Origin of the sequence: Nocardia xishanensis NBRC 101358 (assembly GCF_001613365.1) — a bacterium.
Lineage (GTDB): Bacteria > Actinomycetota > Actinomycetes > Mycobacteriales > Mycobacteriaceae > Nocardia > Nocardia xishanensis.
Map to the genome: position 1 here is coordinate 100,449 of NZ_BDCF01000022.1, position 15,965 is coordinate 116,413.

At 68.9% G+C, this 15,965-nt stretch carries 15 protein-coding genes and 1 pseudogene; 8 read left to right on the forward strand and 8 right to left on the reverse strand.

Annotated elements, in window-relative coordinates:
- Positions 1 to 81: 81 nt before the first annotated feature.
- On the forward strand, positions 82 to 1,239 hold the full coding sequence (locus tag NX1_RS19250; RefSeq protein WP_218024147.1) for a YncE family protein: 1,158 nt from the start codon (positions 82 to 84) through the stop codon (positions 1,237 to 1,239).
- Between the two features lie 156 nt (positions 1,240 to 1,395).
- On the opposite strand, the gene NX1_RS19255 is transcribed toward NX1_RS19250, so the two are convergent.
- Positions 1,396 to 1,743: a hypothetical protein gene (locus NX1_RS19255; RefSeq protein WP_068061118.1), complete on the reverse strand. Its 348-nt coding sequence runs from the start codon at positions 1,741 to 1,743 to the stop codon at positions 1,396 to 1,398.
- 302 nt (positions 1,744 to 2,045) lie between these two features.
- Between NX1_RS19255 and NX1_RS19260 the strand changes: the two genes are divergently transcribed.
- The gene (locus NX1_RS19260; RefSeq protein ID WP_068061120.1) at positions 2,046 to 3,965 is read left to right on the forward strand and encodes a serine/threonine-protein kinase; all 1,920 of its coding nucleotides are present in this window, start codon (positions 2,046 to 2,048) and stop codon (positions 3,963 to 3,965) included.
- Positions 3,966 to 4,143: 178 nt separating this feature from the next.
- On the opposite strand, the gene NX1_RS19265 is transcribed toward NX1_RS19260, so the two are convergent.
- From NX1_RS19265 to NX1_RS19275, 3 genes are all read right to left on the reverse strand, one after another.
- Entirely contained in the window at positions 4,144 to 5,067 is a 924-nt protein-coding gene (locus tag NX1_RS19265) for a patatin-like phospholipase family protein (protein ID WP_068061123.1), read from the reverse strand.
- 67 nt (positions 5,068 to 5,134) lie between these two features.
- Positions 5,135 to 6,940 carry an acetyl/propionyl/methylcrotonyl-CoA carboxylase subunit alpha gene (locus NX1_RS19270; protein WP_068061126.1) on the reverse strand — a complete coding sequence of 602 codons (1,806 nt, stop codon included), beginning with the start codon at positions 6,938 to 6,940 and terminating at the stop codon, positions 5,135 to 5,137.
- 355 nt (positions 6,941 to 7,295) lie between these two features.
- The gene (locus NX1_RS19275; protein WP_068061129.1) at positions 7,296 to 8,210 is read right to left on the reverse strand and encodes a sulfurtransferase; all 915 of its coding nucleotides are present in this window, start codon (positions 8,208 to 8,210) and stop codon (positions 7,296 to 7,298) included.
- Positions 8,211 to 8,376: 166 nt separating this feature from the next.
- Between NX1_RS19275 and NX1_RS19280 the strand changes: the two genes are divergently transcribed.
- Complete coding sequence (locus NX1_RS19280) at positions 8,377 to 9,168, forward strand: helix-turn-helix transcriptional regulator (RefSeq protein WP_068061132.1); 792 nt, start codon at positions 8,377 to 8,379, stop codon at positions 9,166 to 9,168.
- Here the strand turns inward: NX1_RS19280 and NX1_RS19285 are convergent.
- The 3 genes from NX1_RS19285 to NX1_RS19295 form a co-directional block, all read right to left on the reverse strand.
- Complete coding sequence (locus NX1_RS19285; protein ID WP_068061135.1) at positions 9,094 to 9,732, reverse strand: nucleoside triphosphate pyrophosphatase; 639 nt, start codon at positions 9,730 to 9,732, stop codon at positions 9,094 to 9,096. The genes NX1_RS19280 and NX1_RS19285 overlap by 75 nt on opposite strands.
- Complete coding sequence (locus tag NX1_RS19290; RefSeq protein ID WP_068061138.1) at positions 9,729 to 10,049, reverse strand: acyl-CoA carboxylase subunit epsilon; 321 nt, start codon at positions 10,047 to 10,049, stop codon at positions 9,729 to 9,731. Before NX1_RS19290 ends, NX1_RS19285 begins: the two co-directional genes overlap by 4 nt.
- 133 nt (positions 10,050 to 10,182) lie before the next feature.
- Positions 10,183 to 11,823, reverse strand: coding sequence for an acyl-CoA carboxylase subunit beta (locus tag NX1_RS19295; protein ID WP_068061142.1), 1,641 nt, complete (start codon positions 11,821 to 11,823; stop codon positions 10,183 to 10,185).
- 246 nt (positions 11,824 to 12,069) lie between these two features.
- Between NX1_RS19295 and NX1_RS19300 the strand changes: the two genes are divergently transcribed.
- A complete protein-coding gene (locus NX1_RS19300; protein WP_068061144.1) occupies positions 12,070 to 12,258 on the forward strand; it encodes a hypothetical protein in 189 nt (62 codons plus the stop codon).
- Between the two features lie 91 nt (positions 12,259 to 12,349).
- Positions 12,350 to 13,132: a biotin--[acetyl-CoA-carboxylase] ligase gene (locus tag NX1_RS19305; protein ID WP_245668578.1), complete on the forward strand. Its 783-nt coding sequence runs from the start codon at positions 12,350 to 12,352 to the stop codon at positions 13,130 to 13,132.
- Between the two features lie 8 nt (positions 13,133 to 13,140).
- Here NX1_RS19305 and NX1_RS19310 read toward each other — a convergent pair whose 3' ends face one another.
- Complete coding sequence (locus NX1_RS19310) at positions 13,141 to 14,091, reverse strand: acyl-ACP desaturase (RefSeq protein WP_373864888.1); 951 nt, start codon at positions 14,089 to 14,091, stop codon at positions 13,141 to 13,143.
- A 198-nt stretch (positions 14,092 to 14,289) separates the two neighbouring features.
- Between NX1_RS19310 and NX1_RS19315 the strand changes: the two genes are divergently transcribed.
- The 3 genes and pseudogenes from NX1_RS19315 to NX1_RS19325 form a co-directional block, all read left to right on the forward strand.
- Entirely contained in the window at positions 14,290 to 14,829 is a 540-nt protein-coding gene (locus NX1_RS19315) for a PH domain-containing protein (RefSeq protein ID WP_068061151.1), read from the forward strand.
- Positions 14,830 to 14,866: 37 nt separating this feature from the next.
- Positions 14,867 to 15,544 carry a response regulator transcription factor gene (locus NX1_RS19320; RefSeq protein WP_067787709.1) on the forward strand — a complete coding sequence of 226 codons (678 nt, stop codon included), beginning with the start codon at positions 14,867 to 14,869 and terminating at the stop codon, positions 15,542 to 15,544.
- A 1-nt stretch (position 15,545) separates the two neighbouring features.
- Positions 15,546 to 15,965, forward strand: a pseudogene (locus NX1_RS19325) (sensor histidine kinase); the annotation flags it as partial.

The following is a 15,965-nucleotide window of genomic DNA, read 5'->3' on the forward strand; positions in this document are numbered from 1 at the left end:
TCGTCTCACTCCTCCCAGGCACGGTGCAGGCGCGTGAACCGACGTGGCGCACCCCGCGTATTCTTCGCGTCTTTGGCCGCTGTGGCGGCGGTGACCAGCTGTACGACGAGCGAGGCCGGCGTCGTCGTCACCGAATCGACGAGTTCGGCCGCCGCGGCGGCGCCGGGTGCTGACGCTCCACCCCCGCATATCGCCAATCTGTTGCCGGGCATGCCGCCGCCCCTTTCGCCGACCGACATGTACGCGGCCAACCGGGAGTTGAGCGCCTCGGTAGCCGATCACCGGCCGTTGGTGTACGTGCCCAACAGCCAGTCACACACCATCTCGGTGATCGACCCGAACACCTTCCAGGTGATCGATACGTTTCCGGCGGGCGGGCAGGAGCCCCAGCACGTGGTGCCGTCTTACGACATGCAGACGCTCTACATCACCAACGATCTGCCGATCGGCGGCGGCAGCCTGCGGCCGATCGACCCGCGCACCGGCCTGCCCGGCGAGCCTTTCCCGGTCCGCGACCCCTACAACATGTACTACACACCCGACGGCCAATTCGCCCTCGTCGTCGCCGAAGCGGAGAGGTCGCTGGACTTCTACGATCCGCAGACCTGGCAGAAGGTGCACTCCCTCTCGGTGCCGGATTGCGCGGGCATCGACCACATGGACTTCACGGCCGACGGCCGCTTCGCCCTGGCCAGCTGCGAATTCATCGGCCGCATGCAGGTATTCGACGTCGCTGAGCGCAAGCTGGTCAAGACCATCGACCTCGCGGGCGGTCGCTCGGGCAAGCCTCAGGACGTGAAGCTCTCGCCGGACGGGCGGACCTTCTACGTGGCCGATATGGCGGCGGGTGGCCTCTACGTCTTCGACGCGCTCACCTTCGAGAGCAAGGGCTTCGTGCCCACCGGCGACGGCGCGCACGGTCTCTACGTCACCCGCGACTCCAAGCAGATGCTCGTCACGAACCGGCACGAGGGCAGCATCTCGGTGTGGGACTTCGGGGAGAACCGCTTGGTGCACAAGTGGTCCGTGCCGGGCGGCGGCAGCCCCGACATGGGCAATCTCTCCGCCGACGGAAGGGTGTTCTGGGCCTCGGGGCGCCACCACGGTGAGGTCTACGCGATCGACATCGTCGAGTGGAAACTGCTGGCCCGCATCCCGGTCGGGCGGGGACCGCACGGGCTCACCATCTGGCCGCAGCCGGGGCGCTACTCGACGGGTCACACCGGGGTCATGCGTTAGGAATAGGTTCGTGTTCCCTCCGGCCGCGCGCTCGTCTCGTCGACCAGCCCACGACAGGATCATGCGTTAGGCGTACCTCCGCCGCCGCTGCGGTGGTGCCTTCCCTCGCCGACCAGGCTGCGACGGGTCGATCTACGGCGCTCGCTGCGGCGCGTCTCAGCTGGTCTCGGCCAGGCGCAGCCCGAGGCCGCCCTCGACGAATCGGCCGACCGCCGTGCGCCCGGCGTCGAGCGCGGGCTCGTAGCCGGCGCGCGACCAGCCGGTCAGCTCGGCGGTACCGTCCGAGGCGGGGGTCACGACGATCTCGGCGACCATTTCCGCAGTGGTGGGTTCGCAGACCGCCCAGGAGTAGTGGGTTTCCTTGTCCCACTGGGCACTTCGATTGGCGACGTACTCGGGGTCGGTGATACCGCCCGCCGCGAGCGCGGGACGGTCGTCGATCCGCTCGTCGGCGCGCAGTGCGCGCAGGTACCAGCTGCCCGCGTTGATCTCGATGGGTTCCATCAGTGCTCTCCATGTCGGTCGCCGAACGGCAGGGCGCGGCCCATCGCGCGCTCCCGCACGGGAGCGCCGATCCGGATCTCGGGCGGCTCGTCCACCGGGAAAGGCTAGCGTGAGCCGCCCCGGCCGCCGCGCGGGCGGGGTCGGGCAGCTCACAGCAGTCGAGACGGCCAGGGCGGGGTACGCTCCCTGTTAAGGCTGGGCCCGCGACGACAATGTCGTGAGCTGGACTTTCGGTGGTGTACCCCGGCATTCGGGAGTCCGCGTCGGCGCGGCGGATGTCGACGGTGACTGGGAGGTTCGCGATGACAGCGGCGCGGTTCGGTCGTTATCGGCTGGAACGGCTGCTCGGCAAGGGCGGCATGGGCCAGGTCTGGCTGGCCTACGACACCTCCGACCGCAGGCACGTCGCGCTGAAACTGCTGCCCGCCGAGCTCGCGGCGGACGCGGTCTACCGGAAGCGCTTCGAACGCGAGGCCCAGGTCGCCGCCGCGCTGCGCGATCCGCACATCGTGCCCATTCACCGGCACGGCGCCGTCGACGGGCGGCTGTACATCGAGATGGACTTCGTCCAAGGCACCGACCTGGCGGCGCGGCTGTCCGAGGGCGGACCGCTCGCGGCGGGCGTTGCGCTCGACATCCTCGGGCAGGTCGCCGCCGCCTTGGACGCCGCGCATCGCGCCGGGCTGGTGCATCGCGACGTCAAGCCCTCCAACATCCTGGTGGCGCCCGGCGGCTTCACCTATCTCATCGACTTCGGCATCGCCCGCGGCGCCGGTCAGACCTCGGTCACCACAACGGGTCTGGCGATCGGCACCTGGGCCTATATGGCTCCGGAGCGCTTCAGCGGTCATGCCGACGCGCGCGCGGACGTCTATTCTCTCGCCTGCGTCCTTTACGAGACGCTCACCGGCCGCCGCCCGTACGGCGACACCGACCCGGCTCGGCAGATGCACGGGCACCTGATGACCGACCCGCCGAACGCGTCCGCGGCGAACCCGGACGTTCCGTCCGGGCTCGACGCGGTCATCGCGCGGGGGATGGCGAAGGAGCCGGAAGATCGGTACGCCAGCGCGGGGGAGTTCGTTCGGGCGGCGCGCGAGGTGATCTCGCCGATGCCCGGCGCACCTTGTTCTCCGTACCCGACCCGGGTGCTCCAGCCGCCGGGGCTACCGCCGACGCGGGTCGAGACGGCCGGGCCCGATGCGTCCGCAGACGATCGGATGCCGACTCCGGTCGCGGCGGAGACCGGCGCCCCGAAACCGATGCCCGCGTCCGCTCGATCGTCGAGCCCGGCCGCCGCGAAGGTCCGTCCTCGGACGAAGGTGATGCCCGCGCCGGGACCAACGCCGACGCTCGTGCAGACCAGGGTCGCGCCGCAGGATGTTCAGCCGCAGGGGTATTCGGCGGGTGTCGTGCCTCCGAGTCCGGTGGCATCCCAGTCGCCGCAGAGCCTCGTCCCGGTGGGCTATGCGCCCGGCATGCCGCCATCGGCCGCGGCCCCACCCGCCGTGCACCCTTATGGCAAGCGGTGGTACCTGCGGCGCAAGCCGGTCTCCGCGGTTCGGCGTCCACGGTCGCTCGGGCCGGTGTGGCCGTCGCGCGGGCCCGGGTACGTCGCGCCGCCTCGGCCGCAGGCACCGCCCCGGCGCAAGCGAGGCGGGGTGCTGCGGAAGGTGATCGGCGCGTTGGTCGTGATCTTCTTGGCGCCCTTCGTCTTGGCCGCTGGGTGCCTGGCGTTGATCGCCGCCGTGAGCGGGAACGAGTCCGCGACCACGCCGCCGCCGACCGCGATGGTCGAGGAGCATCCGGGGCCCGCGCCGAACCCGGGCGTGCCGGCCCCCGCGTACAGCGCGGTGCGGGATGGCAAGTTCGAATTCGCGGTGACCGACGTGAAGTCGGGCGTCTCGCGCGTCGGTCTACAGTCGGCGCGCGGCGCGTTCGTGGTCGTCACGCTGGCCGTACGGAACATCTCCGACGAGGTGAAGTGGTTCCTGCCTTTCGGTCAGAAGCTCATCGACGCCCAGGGCAACGCGGTCGACCACGACACCACGGCCACGGCTTGGCAGGCGATGCAGTCGCGTCTCGGGTACTCCTTCGAGCTGCGTCCCGGCGCGTCGGCGACCACCGTGCTGGTCTTCGACGTGCCCGCGGGCAGCACACCGGCCCACCTCGAACTGCACGACTTCGTGCTTTCGAACGGCGTCAGCGTCGCGCTCGACTGAGCGGTCCGGCCGCCCCTCCAGTCTCGGATCGCGCCGTCCGATCGCCCGGCCGCGGGTAACAGCCTGTTGCCTGCCGGATCGGCCCCTTGTCCGCACTGTGACGCGCCCGGTCGGCAAGCAGCAACGCGCACGGTAGGTGGCGATCGCCGAGACGGCGTGCCGCAGCTTGCGCCGGACTTCAGGCCGCGTCTACGCGGGCCAAGGTCGTGAGGACGGACTGGCGGCCGATCTCGAGCGCCTCGGTGAGCAGTGCGGTGTCGCGGGCGGTGCCATCGACGGTGGGCGCGCCGGCGGGCGGACGGATTTGCAGGGCTTTGTCGCCGAGATCCGCCAAGAGAGTGTTCTCCGCCTCTTCCTGTTGCGGGCGGCGCAGCCAGGCGCGGTAGGCGCCGGGGGCACGCAGGCGAAGATAGTTGCCGCCGACCAGCTGGTGCAGGCGCGAGGCGGGCGGACGGGTCTCGTCGGCGCGGCGGGTGCGCAGCACCAGGCAGTGGGTCGCGCCGCCGCGGACCGCGCTGTGGATGGGGATCGGCTCGGCTATGCCGCCGTCGAGATAGGGCACGCCGTCCAGCACGACCGGCGGACCGGCCAGGATCGGCAGATTCGCGCTGGCCCGCAGCGCCCGCATCAGGGTGCGCTTGTCGTAGATGTGCGGGCGCAGGTCGATGGCGTTGCCGGTGCGGATGTCGGTGCCGATCGGATGGAAGGTGGTGGGGTTGCTCAGGATCGCCGGAAAGTCCATCGGTTCCAAGCCGTCGTAGACCCGGTGCACCAGGTACCGCACGTCGAAGGCGGCGCCGCCGCGCAGCAGCCTGCTCGGATCGATGACCCGCCGCATGATGTCCGGATTGGACCAGGAACGCATCCCCGGCACGGCCCGCCCGCACAGCAGCCACGCGCCGTTGATCGCGCCGGCCGAGGTGCCGTAGACCGCGTCGAAGACCCCGGAGAGGCCGAGCTCCTCGAGCGCCTGCACCATGCCGCTGGAATAGACGCCGCGGCTGCCGCCGCCCTCGATGACGAGCGCGAGCCGATGCCCGTCCGCGCGGGAACCTGTGGCGCTGCGGCCGCGAATGATCTCGGCCACGGTAGAGCTTGTCACCGGACCACGATACGACAAGAGCGGGCGCGGATTCCGTTGTCCATCGCCCGCTCTCGCGAGGTGCGCCTTACTTGATCTCGGCCAGCACCGTGCCCTGGGTGATCGCGGCGCCCGCCTCGACGGACAGACCGGTCACGACGCCCGCCTTGTGCGCGTTGACGGGGTTCTCCATCTTCATGGCCTCGAGCACCACGATCAGGTCGCCCGCTTCCACGGACTGGCCCTCTTCGACGGCCACCTTCACGACGGTGCCCTGCATCGGCGCGGTGACCGCGTCACCGGAGGCGGCGCCGCCGCCAGCGCCGCCACGCTTGCGCGGCTTCGGCTTCTTGCGGATCACACCGGCGCCGTTGCTCGCGGCGCCCGCGGCGCCCGCGCCCACGGTGAAGTTGCCGGGCAGCGAGACCTCGACGCGACGGCCGCCGACCTCGACGACGACCTTCTGCCGTGGCAGTTCCTCGTCCTCGTCGGCCGGGACGCCGCTACCGGTGTAGGGCTCGATGTTGTTGGTCCACTCGGTTTCGATCCACTTGGTGTAGACGTCGAACTTCTCGCCGTCACCGATGAACGCGGGATCCTCGACGATCGCGCGGTGGAACGGGATGACGGTGGCGAGGCCCTCGACCTGGAACTCGGCCAGTGCGCGCCGCGCGCGCTCCAGCGCCTGGGTGCGGTTCTCGCCGGTGACGATCAGCTTGGCCAGCATCGAGTCGAACTGTCCGCCGATCACGCTGCCCGCGACAACGCCCGAGTCGACGCGCACACCGGGGCCCGACGGCTCGCGGTAGACCTCGACCGGACCGGGGGCGGGCAGGAAGCCGCGGCCCGCGTCCTCGCCGTTGATGCGGAACTCGAAGGAGTGGCCGCGCGGGGTCGGGTCTTCCTTGATCTCCAACTCTTCGCCGTTGGCGATGCGGAACTGCTGACGCACCAAGTCGATGCCAGCGGTCTCCTCGGTGACCGGGTGCTCGACCTGCAGGCGGGTGTTCACCTCGAGGAACGACACGGTCTCGCCCTGCACCAGGTACTCCACGGTGCCTGCACCGTAGTAGTGGGCCTCGCGGCAGATCCGCTTGGCCGACTCGTGGATCTTGGCGCGCACCTCGTCCGACAGGAACGGCGCGGGCGCTTCCTCGACCAGCTTCTGGAACCGGCGCTGCAGCGAGCAGTCGCGGGTGCCCGCGACCACGACGTTGCCGTGCTTGTCGGCGATCACCTGCGCCTCGACGTGGCGGGCCTTGTCCAGGTACTGCTCCACGAAGCACTCACCGCGGCCGAACGCGGCGGTCGCCTCGCGGGTGGCCGAATCGAACAGCTCGGGGATCTCCTCGATGGAGTGCGCGACCTTCATGCCGCGACCACCGCCGCCGAACGCGGCCTTGATCGCGACCGGCACGCCGTACTTCTCGGCGAACTCGACCACTTCCGCGGCGTTCTTCACCGGGTCCTTGGTGCCGGCGGCCATCGGCGCGTTGGCGCGCTCGGCGATGTGCCTGGCGGTCACCTTGTCACCCAGATCGCGGATGGACTGCGGCGAAGGGCCGATCCAGATCAGACCGGCGTCGATCACGGCCTGGGCGAAGTCGGCGTTCTCCGAGAGGAAGCCGTAGCCCGGGTGGATGGCGTCCGCGCCCGACTTGGCGGCGGCGTCGAGGATCTTGTCGAACACGAGGTACGACTCGGCCGAGGTCTGGCCGCCCAGGGCGAAGGCCTCGTCGGCGAGCTTCACGAAGGGCGCATCGGCGTCGGGCTCGGCGTACACCGCGACACTGGCGATGCCGGCGTCTTTGGCCGCCCGGATCACACGCACGGCGATCTCGCCTCGATTAGCTACGAGTACCTTCGTGATCCGCGCGCTGGCATGGCTGGGCACTGAGCCTCCTGGTTGCAATCTTCTGGTCGCTTCGCGGGATGGGGCCGCGCATGACCCGTTCCCGGTAGGGGTCGGAACACCGCGCAGGCTCCGTGCCCGTGACGACAGTTTTCGTCTGGGGCGAGTGTAGGCAGTCTGCCAACAGACGCCGAACTCGGATAGCCCTACTGGACAGTAGGTCGTGCATCACACAATCGCATCCGATGTGATCAAGCCCCGATTGGGCGCTGACGGACGCGTCCGCCGCCGGGTCTGCGCGTGGCCGGAGCGAAGGCGGAGGGATACGCCGATCGGACGCAGCCGGACGGAGTCCGCCGACAGCCCGCGCATGGCCGGAGCGAAGGCGGAGGTACGCCTATTTTCCGCGGCCCCGCCGAGGGGCCGCCGCCGGAACCTCGCCCGGTTCAGTCCCCTTGGCGATGGGCATCCGGACCGAGTTGCCCCACTCGGTCCACGAGCCGTCGTAGTTGCGGACCGTACCGTAGCCGAGCAGGTAGGTCAGCACGAACCAGGTGTGGCTGGAGCGCTCGCCGACGCGGCTGTAGACGACCAGGTCGTCGGCGCCGTCGACGGGCGCGTAGATGGTATCCAGCTCGGCGCGCGAACGGAAACGTCCGTCCGAGCCGAGCGAACGGTCCCACGGGATGTTCAGCGCCGTGGGGATGTGGCCGCCGCGCAGCGCCGCGTCCTCGGGATTGTCCGGCTTGGGGGTGAGCTCGCCGGAGTACTCCTCGGGGGAGCGCACGTCGAGCAGTGGCTTGCCGAGGTGGGCGAGCACGTCGTCGCGGAAAGCGCGGGCGGTCGCGTCGTCGCGGCGCACCGTCGGGTAGTCGCTCGGCGGGAGGTTCGGTGTGTCGAAGGTGGTGTCGCGCTCCTCGGAGATCCACGCCGCGCGCCCGCCGTCGAGCAGCCGTACGTCCTCGTGCCCGAAGAGGGTGAACAGCCACAACGTGTGCGCCGCCTGCGCATTGCCCCGATCCCCGTAGATGACCACCGTGTCGTCGCGCGTGATGCCCTTGGCCCGCATCAGTTCGGTGAAACGGGCGCCGTCGATATAGTCACGCGTGACCGGATCGTTGAGATCGCCGCGCCAATCGATCTTGACGGCCCCCGGCACATGTCCGATGTCGTAGAGCAAGATGTCCTCGTTGGACTCCACGATCCTGAGCCCCGGCGCGCCTATGTTTGCCGACAGCCACTCTGTGGTTACTAGTCGGTGAGGATGTGCGTACGTTCCGAATGAGGGATGAGCGTCCGGGGCAACGGGCACGATATGGGTCCTTCACACGAGGTAGACGGGTGGTTACGGCGGTTCGGGTCTCACTGCGATGTTAAATGTGAGGCGGTAGTGAGACTCGTTTCAGATCACGAATCGGCTGATTGGGCGAATAAATCGCACCCTCATCCGATAAAGTCTCCCGGGAGGAGGGGTGAGCATGTCCGATTCTTGGCCGCGGCGGCGACTGCTCGCGATCCTACGTGGCGCAAGCGAGCCTCTCGACGCTCAGGAACTGGCCAGAATCACCGGACAGCACGTCACGACGGTGCGGTTTCACCTCGATGTGCTCACCAAGGAATCCCTCGTTCGGCAATTCCAGCAACCTCCGCGCGGCCGCGGCAGACCGCGCATCGGTTACAGCGCGGTGCAGCGCTCGGTCGGATATCAGGAACTGGCGCAGGTGCTCGCCGATCAGCTCGGTCTCGACCCGCGCCGCCGCTCGGAGGCCGCCGTCGCGGCCGGGCGCGCCTGGGGCGGCAGACTCGACGCCGGTGATCATCCCGTGGAGTCGCTGGAGGACGCCAGAGACCTCACGCTGACGTTGCTCTCGGAACTCGGGTTCGCGCCGGAACGCGATCCGGCCGCGGAGGACGACGATCACGTCCTGATCCGGATGACCGCCTGCCCGCTGCGCGAACTGGCCCGCACCCACTCCGAGGTGGTGTGCGGCGTGCATCTCGGGTTGATCAGAGAAGTGCTCGACCGCAACGGCGCGCGCGGCGAGGTGAACGTCCGGCTGCACCCATTCGTGGAACCGGAGCTGTGCCTGACCCGGCTCGAGAACATGGCCCGCCGGAATCAGGAGAATCGCGAGACGGCGTCGGTGCCCGTCGGCGCCGAGCAGGGCGGCACGGAACCGCCGCTCACGCCGCCGCTACTGGGCCGTGTGGCGCCACAACTGCGCAATGCCGACCCCAACGTCGCCAAGCAGTCGGCGCAGCAGTGGTAGACCGATACCGATGACGCTCGACGGATCGCCGTCGATCCGGTCGACGAACCAGCCGCCGAGCCCGTCCAACGTGAACGCGCCCGCCACCTGGAGCGGCTCGCCCGTGGCGATGTAGGCGTCCAGCTCGCCGGGTTCCGGCTTCGCGAAATGCACCGTGGTGGCACTGCAATCCACGGCCTCGGCGACGATCTCGCCGCCACGCATCCGCAGTACGCAATGTCCGGTGATCAGATCGGCGCTGCGCCCGGCCATATCGGCCCAGCGGGCCCGCGCCACCTCGGGGGTGTGCGGCTTGCCCTGTAGGACGCCATCCACCAGCAGCATCGAATCGCAGCCGACCACAACGCAATCGGCGGCGAATTCGGGAATGGTGGCGGCGACTGCGGCCGCCTTGGCCCTGGCCAGCTCGACGACGACGGTCTGCGGCGCAGTTCCAGCGGGCAGGGCCGCCGCGACCATGTCCTCGTCCACGTCGGAGACACGGACGACCGGGTCGATGCCCGCCGAGCGCAACACCTCTCGGCGGGCGGGTGACGCGGACGCGAGAATCAGCGTCGTCGTCACCGAAGGTGCGACAGCTGCGGGAAGGCGTACGGCGAGAACGGCGACGTGCCGCGGTGCATCATGGTCGGGCGTCCCCACCCGTCGGCCGGGCCGGTCGGGCCCGAAGCGCCCGAGGCGTTCGCGGCGGCGGAGAACACGCACACCAACGCGGCGATCTCCTCGTCGCTCGGCGAGCCCTTGACGATTCGAATGAACGGCTGCTCGCCCGCCTCGGCGGCGGCGTCGACGGTGACCGCCTCGACCTCTTCCGCGATCGGATCGACTGCGAGATCCAACTCGGCGGCGGTCAACACGTCTTCCTCTGCCACGGTCGTCACAGTGCCAGATCCTTCCTCTAGCTCGATCGGGCGTAGTCCCTCACCCGAAACGGGATGACGCGATAATCATCCTCGGTTTCACTCATTGCGTCTCTGCAACCAGTGTGCGCGGCTCACCGAGGTTATCGCCGAATCAGAGCGGGATGTTGCCGTGCTTCTTCGGCGGAAGGGTCACCATCTTGCGTTCCAGCAGTCGCAGCGCGGACACGATCTGACCGCGGGTGTGCGACGGCGGGATGACCGCGTCCACGTAACCGCGCTCGGCGGCGACGTAGGGGTTCACGAGGGTGTCCTCGTACTCGTTCTGCAGCTCGAGCCGCAGCGCATCGACGTCGTTGCCGTCCTTGGCGGCCTGCTGCAGCTGCTTGCGGTAGACGAATCCGACGGCGCCGGAAGCGCCCATCACGGCGATCTGAGCGGTCGGCCAGGCCAGGTTCACGTCGGCGCCCATGTGCTTGGAACCCATGACGTCGTAGGCGCCGCCGTAGGCCTTGCGGGTGATGATCGTGATTTTGCCCACAGTGGCCTCACCGTAGGCGTAGAGCAGCTTCGCGCCGCGCCGGATGATGCCGTTGTACTCCTGGCCGGTGCCGGGCAGGAAGCCGGGAACGTCGACCAGGGTGATGATCGGGATGTTGAACGCGTCACAGGTGCGCACGAAGCGCGCGGCCTTCTCCGAGGCGTCGATGTCGAGGCAGCCGGCGAACTGGGTGGGCTGGTTGGCCACGATGCCGACGCTGCGGCCGTCCACGCGACCGAAGCCGACGATGATGTTCATCGCGCGCTCGGCCTGCACCTCGAGGAACTCGTCGTCGTCGAGCAGGCGACGGATCACCTCGTGCATGTCGTACGGCTGGTTCGGCGAGTCGGGGATGATCGTGTCCAGCTCGAGGTCCTCCTCGGTGAGAGAGTCCTCGATGGCGCCGTCGATCGGGTCTGTGGGCGCGAAGCGCGGGGCCTCGGCGCGGTTGTTGCTCGGCAGGTAGCTCAGCAGATCCTTGACGTAGTCCAGCGCGTCCTGCTCGCCGGAGGCCACGTAGTGCGCCACACCGGACTTGGTCATGTGGGTGTGTGCGCCGCCCAGGTCCTCCATGGTGACGTCTTCGCCGGTGACCGTCTTGATGACGTCGGGACCGGTGACGAACATCTGGCTGGTGCCGTCGACCATCACCACGAAGTCGGTCAGCGCGGGCGAGTAGACGTGGCCACCCGCGGCCGGGCCCATGATCAGCGAGATCTGCGGGATCACGCCGGAGGCCTGGATGTTGCGGTGGAAGATCTCGCCGTAGAGGCCGAGCGAGACGACGCCCTCCTGGATGCGAGCGCCCGCGCCCTCGTTGATGCCGATCAGCGGACGGCCCGTCTTGAGCGCCAGGTCCATGACCTTGACGATCTTCTCGCCGTACACCTCGCCGAGGCTGCCGCCGAAGACGGTGACGTCCTGGCTGAAGATGCACACGTCGCGGCCGTCGATGGTGCCGTAACCGGTCACGACGCCGTCGCCGAGCGGGCGGTTGTTCTCCAGGCCGAAGTTGACGCTGCGGTGGCGGGCCAGCGCGTCGAGTTCAACGAACGAGCCCTCGTCCAGCAGTGCGAGGATGCGTTCCCGGGCGGTCATCTTGCCCTTGGCGTGCACCTTGTCGACTGCCGCCTCACCCATCGGGTGCTTGGCCTCTTCCAGCCGATTCCGCAGGTCAGCCAGCTTCCCGGCCGTGGTGTGGATATCGGGTTCGCCCGCCGAACCGGATGCGGACTGCTGCTGGACACTCGTCATGGCTCGGAGTGTAACCAGTAGCAGTTGGTCTTTCTAACCCAGTAGGGGCTACCCGCGAGTAGAAAAGCCCAGGTGGACAAGGGCTCAGAGGGCATTTTCACGGCCGTTTCACGAGGCACCGGAGGGGTGGCCGGGACCGGCTGTGACGAGGCGTCGCGGTGGCGCCGGAAAATTCGGTTTCGTCGATGTGCGACGTCCGGATACCCTCGCTGAGTCCATTTTTCGGCTCATGGGGAGGAGCCAGACATGTGGGAGTGGGGTAGAACCGTCGCCGAGTACGCCACGGCGGCGGCATGGACGAATCGGCGGGTTCGCGAGGCCGAGCCGACCATCCTCGATCCGGAAACGGATGAGGAGGAGGCGGCCGCGGACAACGGGGCGCGCGGGGAACGAGAGCCGGGCATGATCGTGGCCGGCTACGACCTCGCGGGCTGACGCCGTTCGCTCCCGTCTCGGCCCGGGACGGGAGCTAGTAGCCTGCACGTTCGTGCAGACGCCACCGCCAGATACAGCGCATCGACCGCCTTTGGATGCCGAGCAGTTGCGGCGGGGTCTCGCCGAGAGCGGCCACGCGGCCTTCTTCTCGCGCGTGGAAGTGGTGGAATCCACCGGTTCCACCAACGCCGATCTCATCGCCGCGGCCGCGACATCCGATGACCACCGCGTCCTGATCGCCGAAGCGCAGGAGGCGGGCCGCGGTCGGCACGCGCGTACCTGGGTGAGCCCGCCGCGGGCGCAGATCGCCCTGTCGATGCTGGTGCGACTGCCCGGCATCGACCCCGCGGCGCTCGGCTGGCTGCCGCTGCTCACCGGGGTGGCCGCGGTGGACGCGCTGCGCGCGACGGCGGGTGTGGACGCGGTCCTGAAATGGCCCAACGACGTCCTGATCGGCGGTCGCAAGGTGGCGGGCATCCTCGCCGAGGTGGCCGAGGGCGGCGATGCGCCCGCGGTGGTGGTCGGGGTCGGCGTGAACGTCAGCCTCACCGAGGCCGAATTGCCGGTGCCGCATGCCATCTCGCTCACGCTGGCCGGCGCCGCGCGGACCGACCGCACCCTGGTCGCGCAGTCGCTGCTGATCGAGTTCGCACGCCGCTTCACCGAGTGGCGAGACGCGTCGTGGGCGACCGGCGAGCTGGCCGACGCCTACCGCGAGCGCTGCGCCACGCTCGGTATGGATGTGCGCGCCGAACTGCCCGGTGGGCAGATCCGCACGGGTGTCGCGACCGGTGTCGACGCGAGCGGGCGTTTGCTGATCGGGAACTACGCGGTATCGGCCGGCGACGTCACCCATTTGCGCGCCGACTACTGAGATCGCCGTCAGGCCCGCTGCAGGTCTCCCTTCGCCGCCTCCCTGGCGAACATGCGGTCGCGCTGCTCCTCGAACTTGAGCACGTCGCGGCCGAGCTTCTCGATGAACGCGCCGAGCTGCTCGCGCGCCTGCTCGCCGCTCGGCCCGAAGTCGTTGCGTTCGAAGACCTCCCACTTCTTGAGCACCGGGTTCACCACCTCGTCGAGGTGCTGGCGCAGGTCGTAGATGCCGTGCTTGGCCATCAGCACGCCGTTGCGGCGGAAGTTCGGCATCCCCGCGCCCGGCATGACGAAATTGGTGAGCACCTTGGTCAGCGCGCACATCGCTTGGTCGGGCACCAGGTCGAGGGCGGCGCCGCACATGTTGCGGTAGAAGATCATGTGCAGGTTCTCGTCGGCGGCCACCCGTTGCAGCATGCGGTCGGCGATCGGGTCCTCGCAGACCTTGCCGGTGTTGCGGTGGCTGACCCGGGTCGCGAGCTCCTGGAAGGTCACATACGCGACATTGACCAGGAAACCGCCCCAATCCGGGGGCGCGTACACGCCCTGGGTCATGTGGATCATCCTGGCCTGTTCGAGGGCGACCGGGTCCACGCCCCGGGTGACGACAAGGTAGTCGCGCATGACGATGCCGTGCCGGTTCTCCTCAGCGGTCCAGCGGCCGATCCAGGTGCCCCACGCGCCGTCGCTGCTGAAGTTCTCCGAGATCAGGCGGTGGTAGGAGGGCAGGTTGTCCTCGGTGAGCAGGTTGGTGATCATCGCGGCCTTCGCCACGTCGCTCAGCTTGGACTGTTCGGGATCCCAGTCGACGCCACCCATCGCCGCGAAGTTGCGGCCTTCGTTCCACGGCACGTAGTCGTGCGGGTGCCAATCCTTCGCCATCGACAGGTGCCGGTGCACATTCTGTTCGGCCACCGGTTCGAGTTCGGTCAGAATTTCGAGCTGAGTCAGATCCTTCACACACGCCTCCACAGTTGTCAGGTGCACGTCTTGCCGAGCGGCTGTCATCTGGGTCTTGGCCGAGCTTGCCGAGCGGGCGGAACCGGTCGTGCGCATCGCGAAACAGCTGGGTGAAGCGGGTCCCCGCAAGCTGACGATTGTGCAGCACTCCGGGGCCGGTGTCAGGTATTTCGGCATCTTGCCGGGTAGGGTTCCCCCATGGGTTATCCGGAGGATGTGCTCGCGCCCGACGAGCAGTTGATACTCCATCGCCATCCGCATTGGAAGATGCTCTTCTGGCCCCTCGTGACGCTCATCGCGGTCACGGCGCTGGCCGGTTTCGCGGGGGGCCTGGCATACCGCAACACCCCGGAGAGCGCAAGGACCGTTGTGCTCGTCCTGGTCTTCGGCATCTGGCTCGCCATCGTCCTATGGCGTTGTGTCGCACCGATTCTCAGCTGGAAGACGACGCACTTCATCGTCACCGAGCGGCGCGTGCTCGTACGTCAGGGCGTGCTCACCCACACCGGCATCGACATCCCGATGAGCCGGATTTCGAGCGTCCAATTCCGGCACGGGCTGTTCGACAGGATGCTCGGCACCGGCACCCTGATCATCGGCTCGTCCTCGGAAGAGCCGCTCGAATACGACGACATCCCCGGCGTGCAGGATGTGCACGCGTTGCTCTACCACCAGGTGTTCGAGGTGGGCCGATCGAGCAATCAGCACGGGTACGGCGCCGCGGGCGGCTATCGATGACTCCGGCGTCGTCGCCGACTGTCCGTAATCTGTTCGCATGACCGCCGTACTCCTGGCCGAAGACGACGAGGCCATCGCCGCGCCGCTGTCGCGCGCGTTGGGGCGCGAGGGTTATCACGTCACCGTTGAGAGCTTCGGCCCCGCGGTGCTGCGCCGCGCTCTCGAGGGCAACCACGACCTGCTCATCCTCGACCTCGGCCTGCCCGGCATGGACGGGCTCGAAGTGTGCAGGCAGGTCCGCGCCCGCGGCGCCGACCTGGCGGTGCTGATGCTCACCGCGCGCACCGACGAGGTGGATTTCGTGGTCGGGCTGGACGCGGGCGCCGACGACTACGTCGGCAAGCCGTTCCGGCTCGCGGAGCTGCTGGCCCGCGTGCGAGCGTTGTTGCGCCGCAGTGGAATCGGCGACGAGGCGGTCGAGGTCGGCGGTATCAGGCTGGAGCCCGCCGCGCGCCGGGTGCTGGTCAACGGCGTCGAGGTCGGTCTTGCCAACAAGGAGTACGAGCTGCTCAAGGTGCTCATCGACCGGGCCGGTCAGGTGGTGCCGCGCGAGACGATCCTGCGCGAGGTCTGGGGCGACGCCGAATTGCGCGGCTCGAAGACGCTGGACATGCACATGTCCTGGCTGCGCCGCAAGATCGGCGACGAGGGGCCGATGGCCGAGCGGCGCATCGTCACGGTGCGCGGCGTGGGCTTCCGGCTGAACACCGACTGACGTGCGGCGCCGGATCCTGCGGTCGATGCTGACCGTGCTGACCATCACGACGGTCGTCCTCGGCGTTCCGCTGACCTACACGGCCTGGCTGTGGGTCGAGGACATCACCCGCAACGATCTGCAGAGCCGGCTTGATCGCGTCGCCACCGAGGTCGTCGCCCAGGAACAGGCCGACGGCCTGGTGCGCGGCGGCTTGGACGTGCGCGTGGTGCGCCCGCTGGTGCCGGAGGACGGCAAGCTCACGATCGTCTATCCGAGCCCGCAGGACAACGCCTCCCGCCTCGACATCGGCGCGGATTCGGTGCCCGATCCGCTGGTGGAATCGCTGTCCATGGGCACCTCGGGATCGCTGCGCCTCGAGGTGCCCGCCGGGCCGATGCACGCGCGACAGCGGCAGGCGGTCGCGGTGGTCGCGCTGGCC

Excerpts from the sequence above, each read along its gene's own strand:
- NX1_RS19255 (WP_068061118.1), bottom strand. The coding sequence starts at position 1,743 with ATGGAACCCATCGAGATCAACGCGGGCAGCTGGTACCTGCGCGCACTG.
- NX1_RS19260 (WP_068061120.1), top strand. The coding sequence starts at position 2,046 with ATGACAGCGGCGCGGTTCGGTCGTTATCGGCTGGAACGGCTGCTCGGC.
- NX1_RS19280 (WP_068061132.1), top strand. The coding sequence starts at position 8,377 with ATGTCCGATTCTTGGCCGCGGCGGCGACTGCTCGCGATCCTACGTGGC.
- NX1_RS19295 (WP_068061142.1), bottom strand. The coding sequence starts at position 11,823 with ATGACGAGTGTCCAGCAGCAGTCCGCATCCGGTTCGGCGGGCGAACCC.
- NX1_RS19300 (WP_068061144.1), top strand. The coding sequence starts at position 12,070 with ATGTGGGAGTGGGGTAGAACCGTCGCCGAGTACGCCACGGCGGCGGCA.
- NX1_RS19315 (WP_068061151.1), top strand. The coding sequence starts at position 14,290 with ATGGGTTATCCGGAGGATGTGCTCGCGCCCGACGAGCAGTTGATACTC.
- NX1_RS19320 (WP_067787709.1), top strand. The coding sequence starts at position 14,867 with ATGACCGCCGTACTCCTGGCCGAAGACGACGAGGCCATCGCCGCGCCG.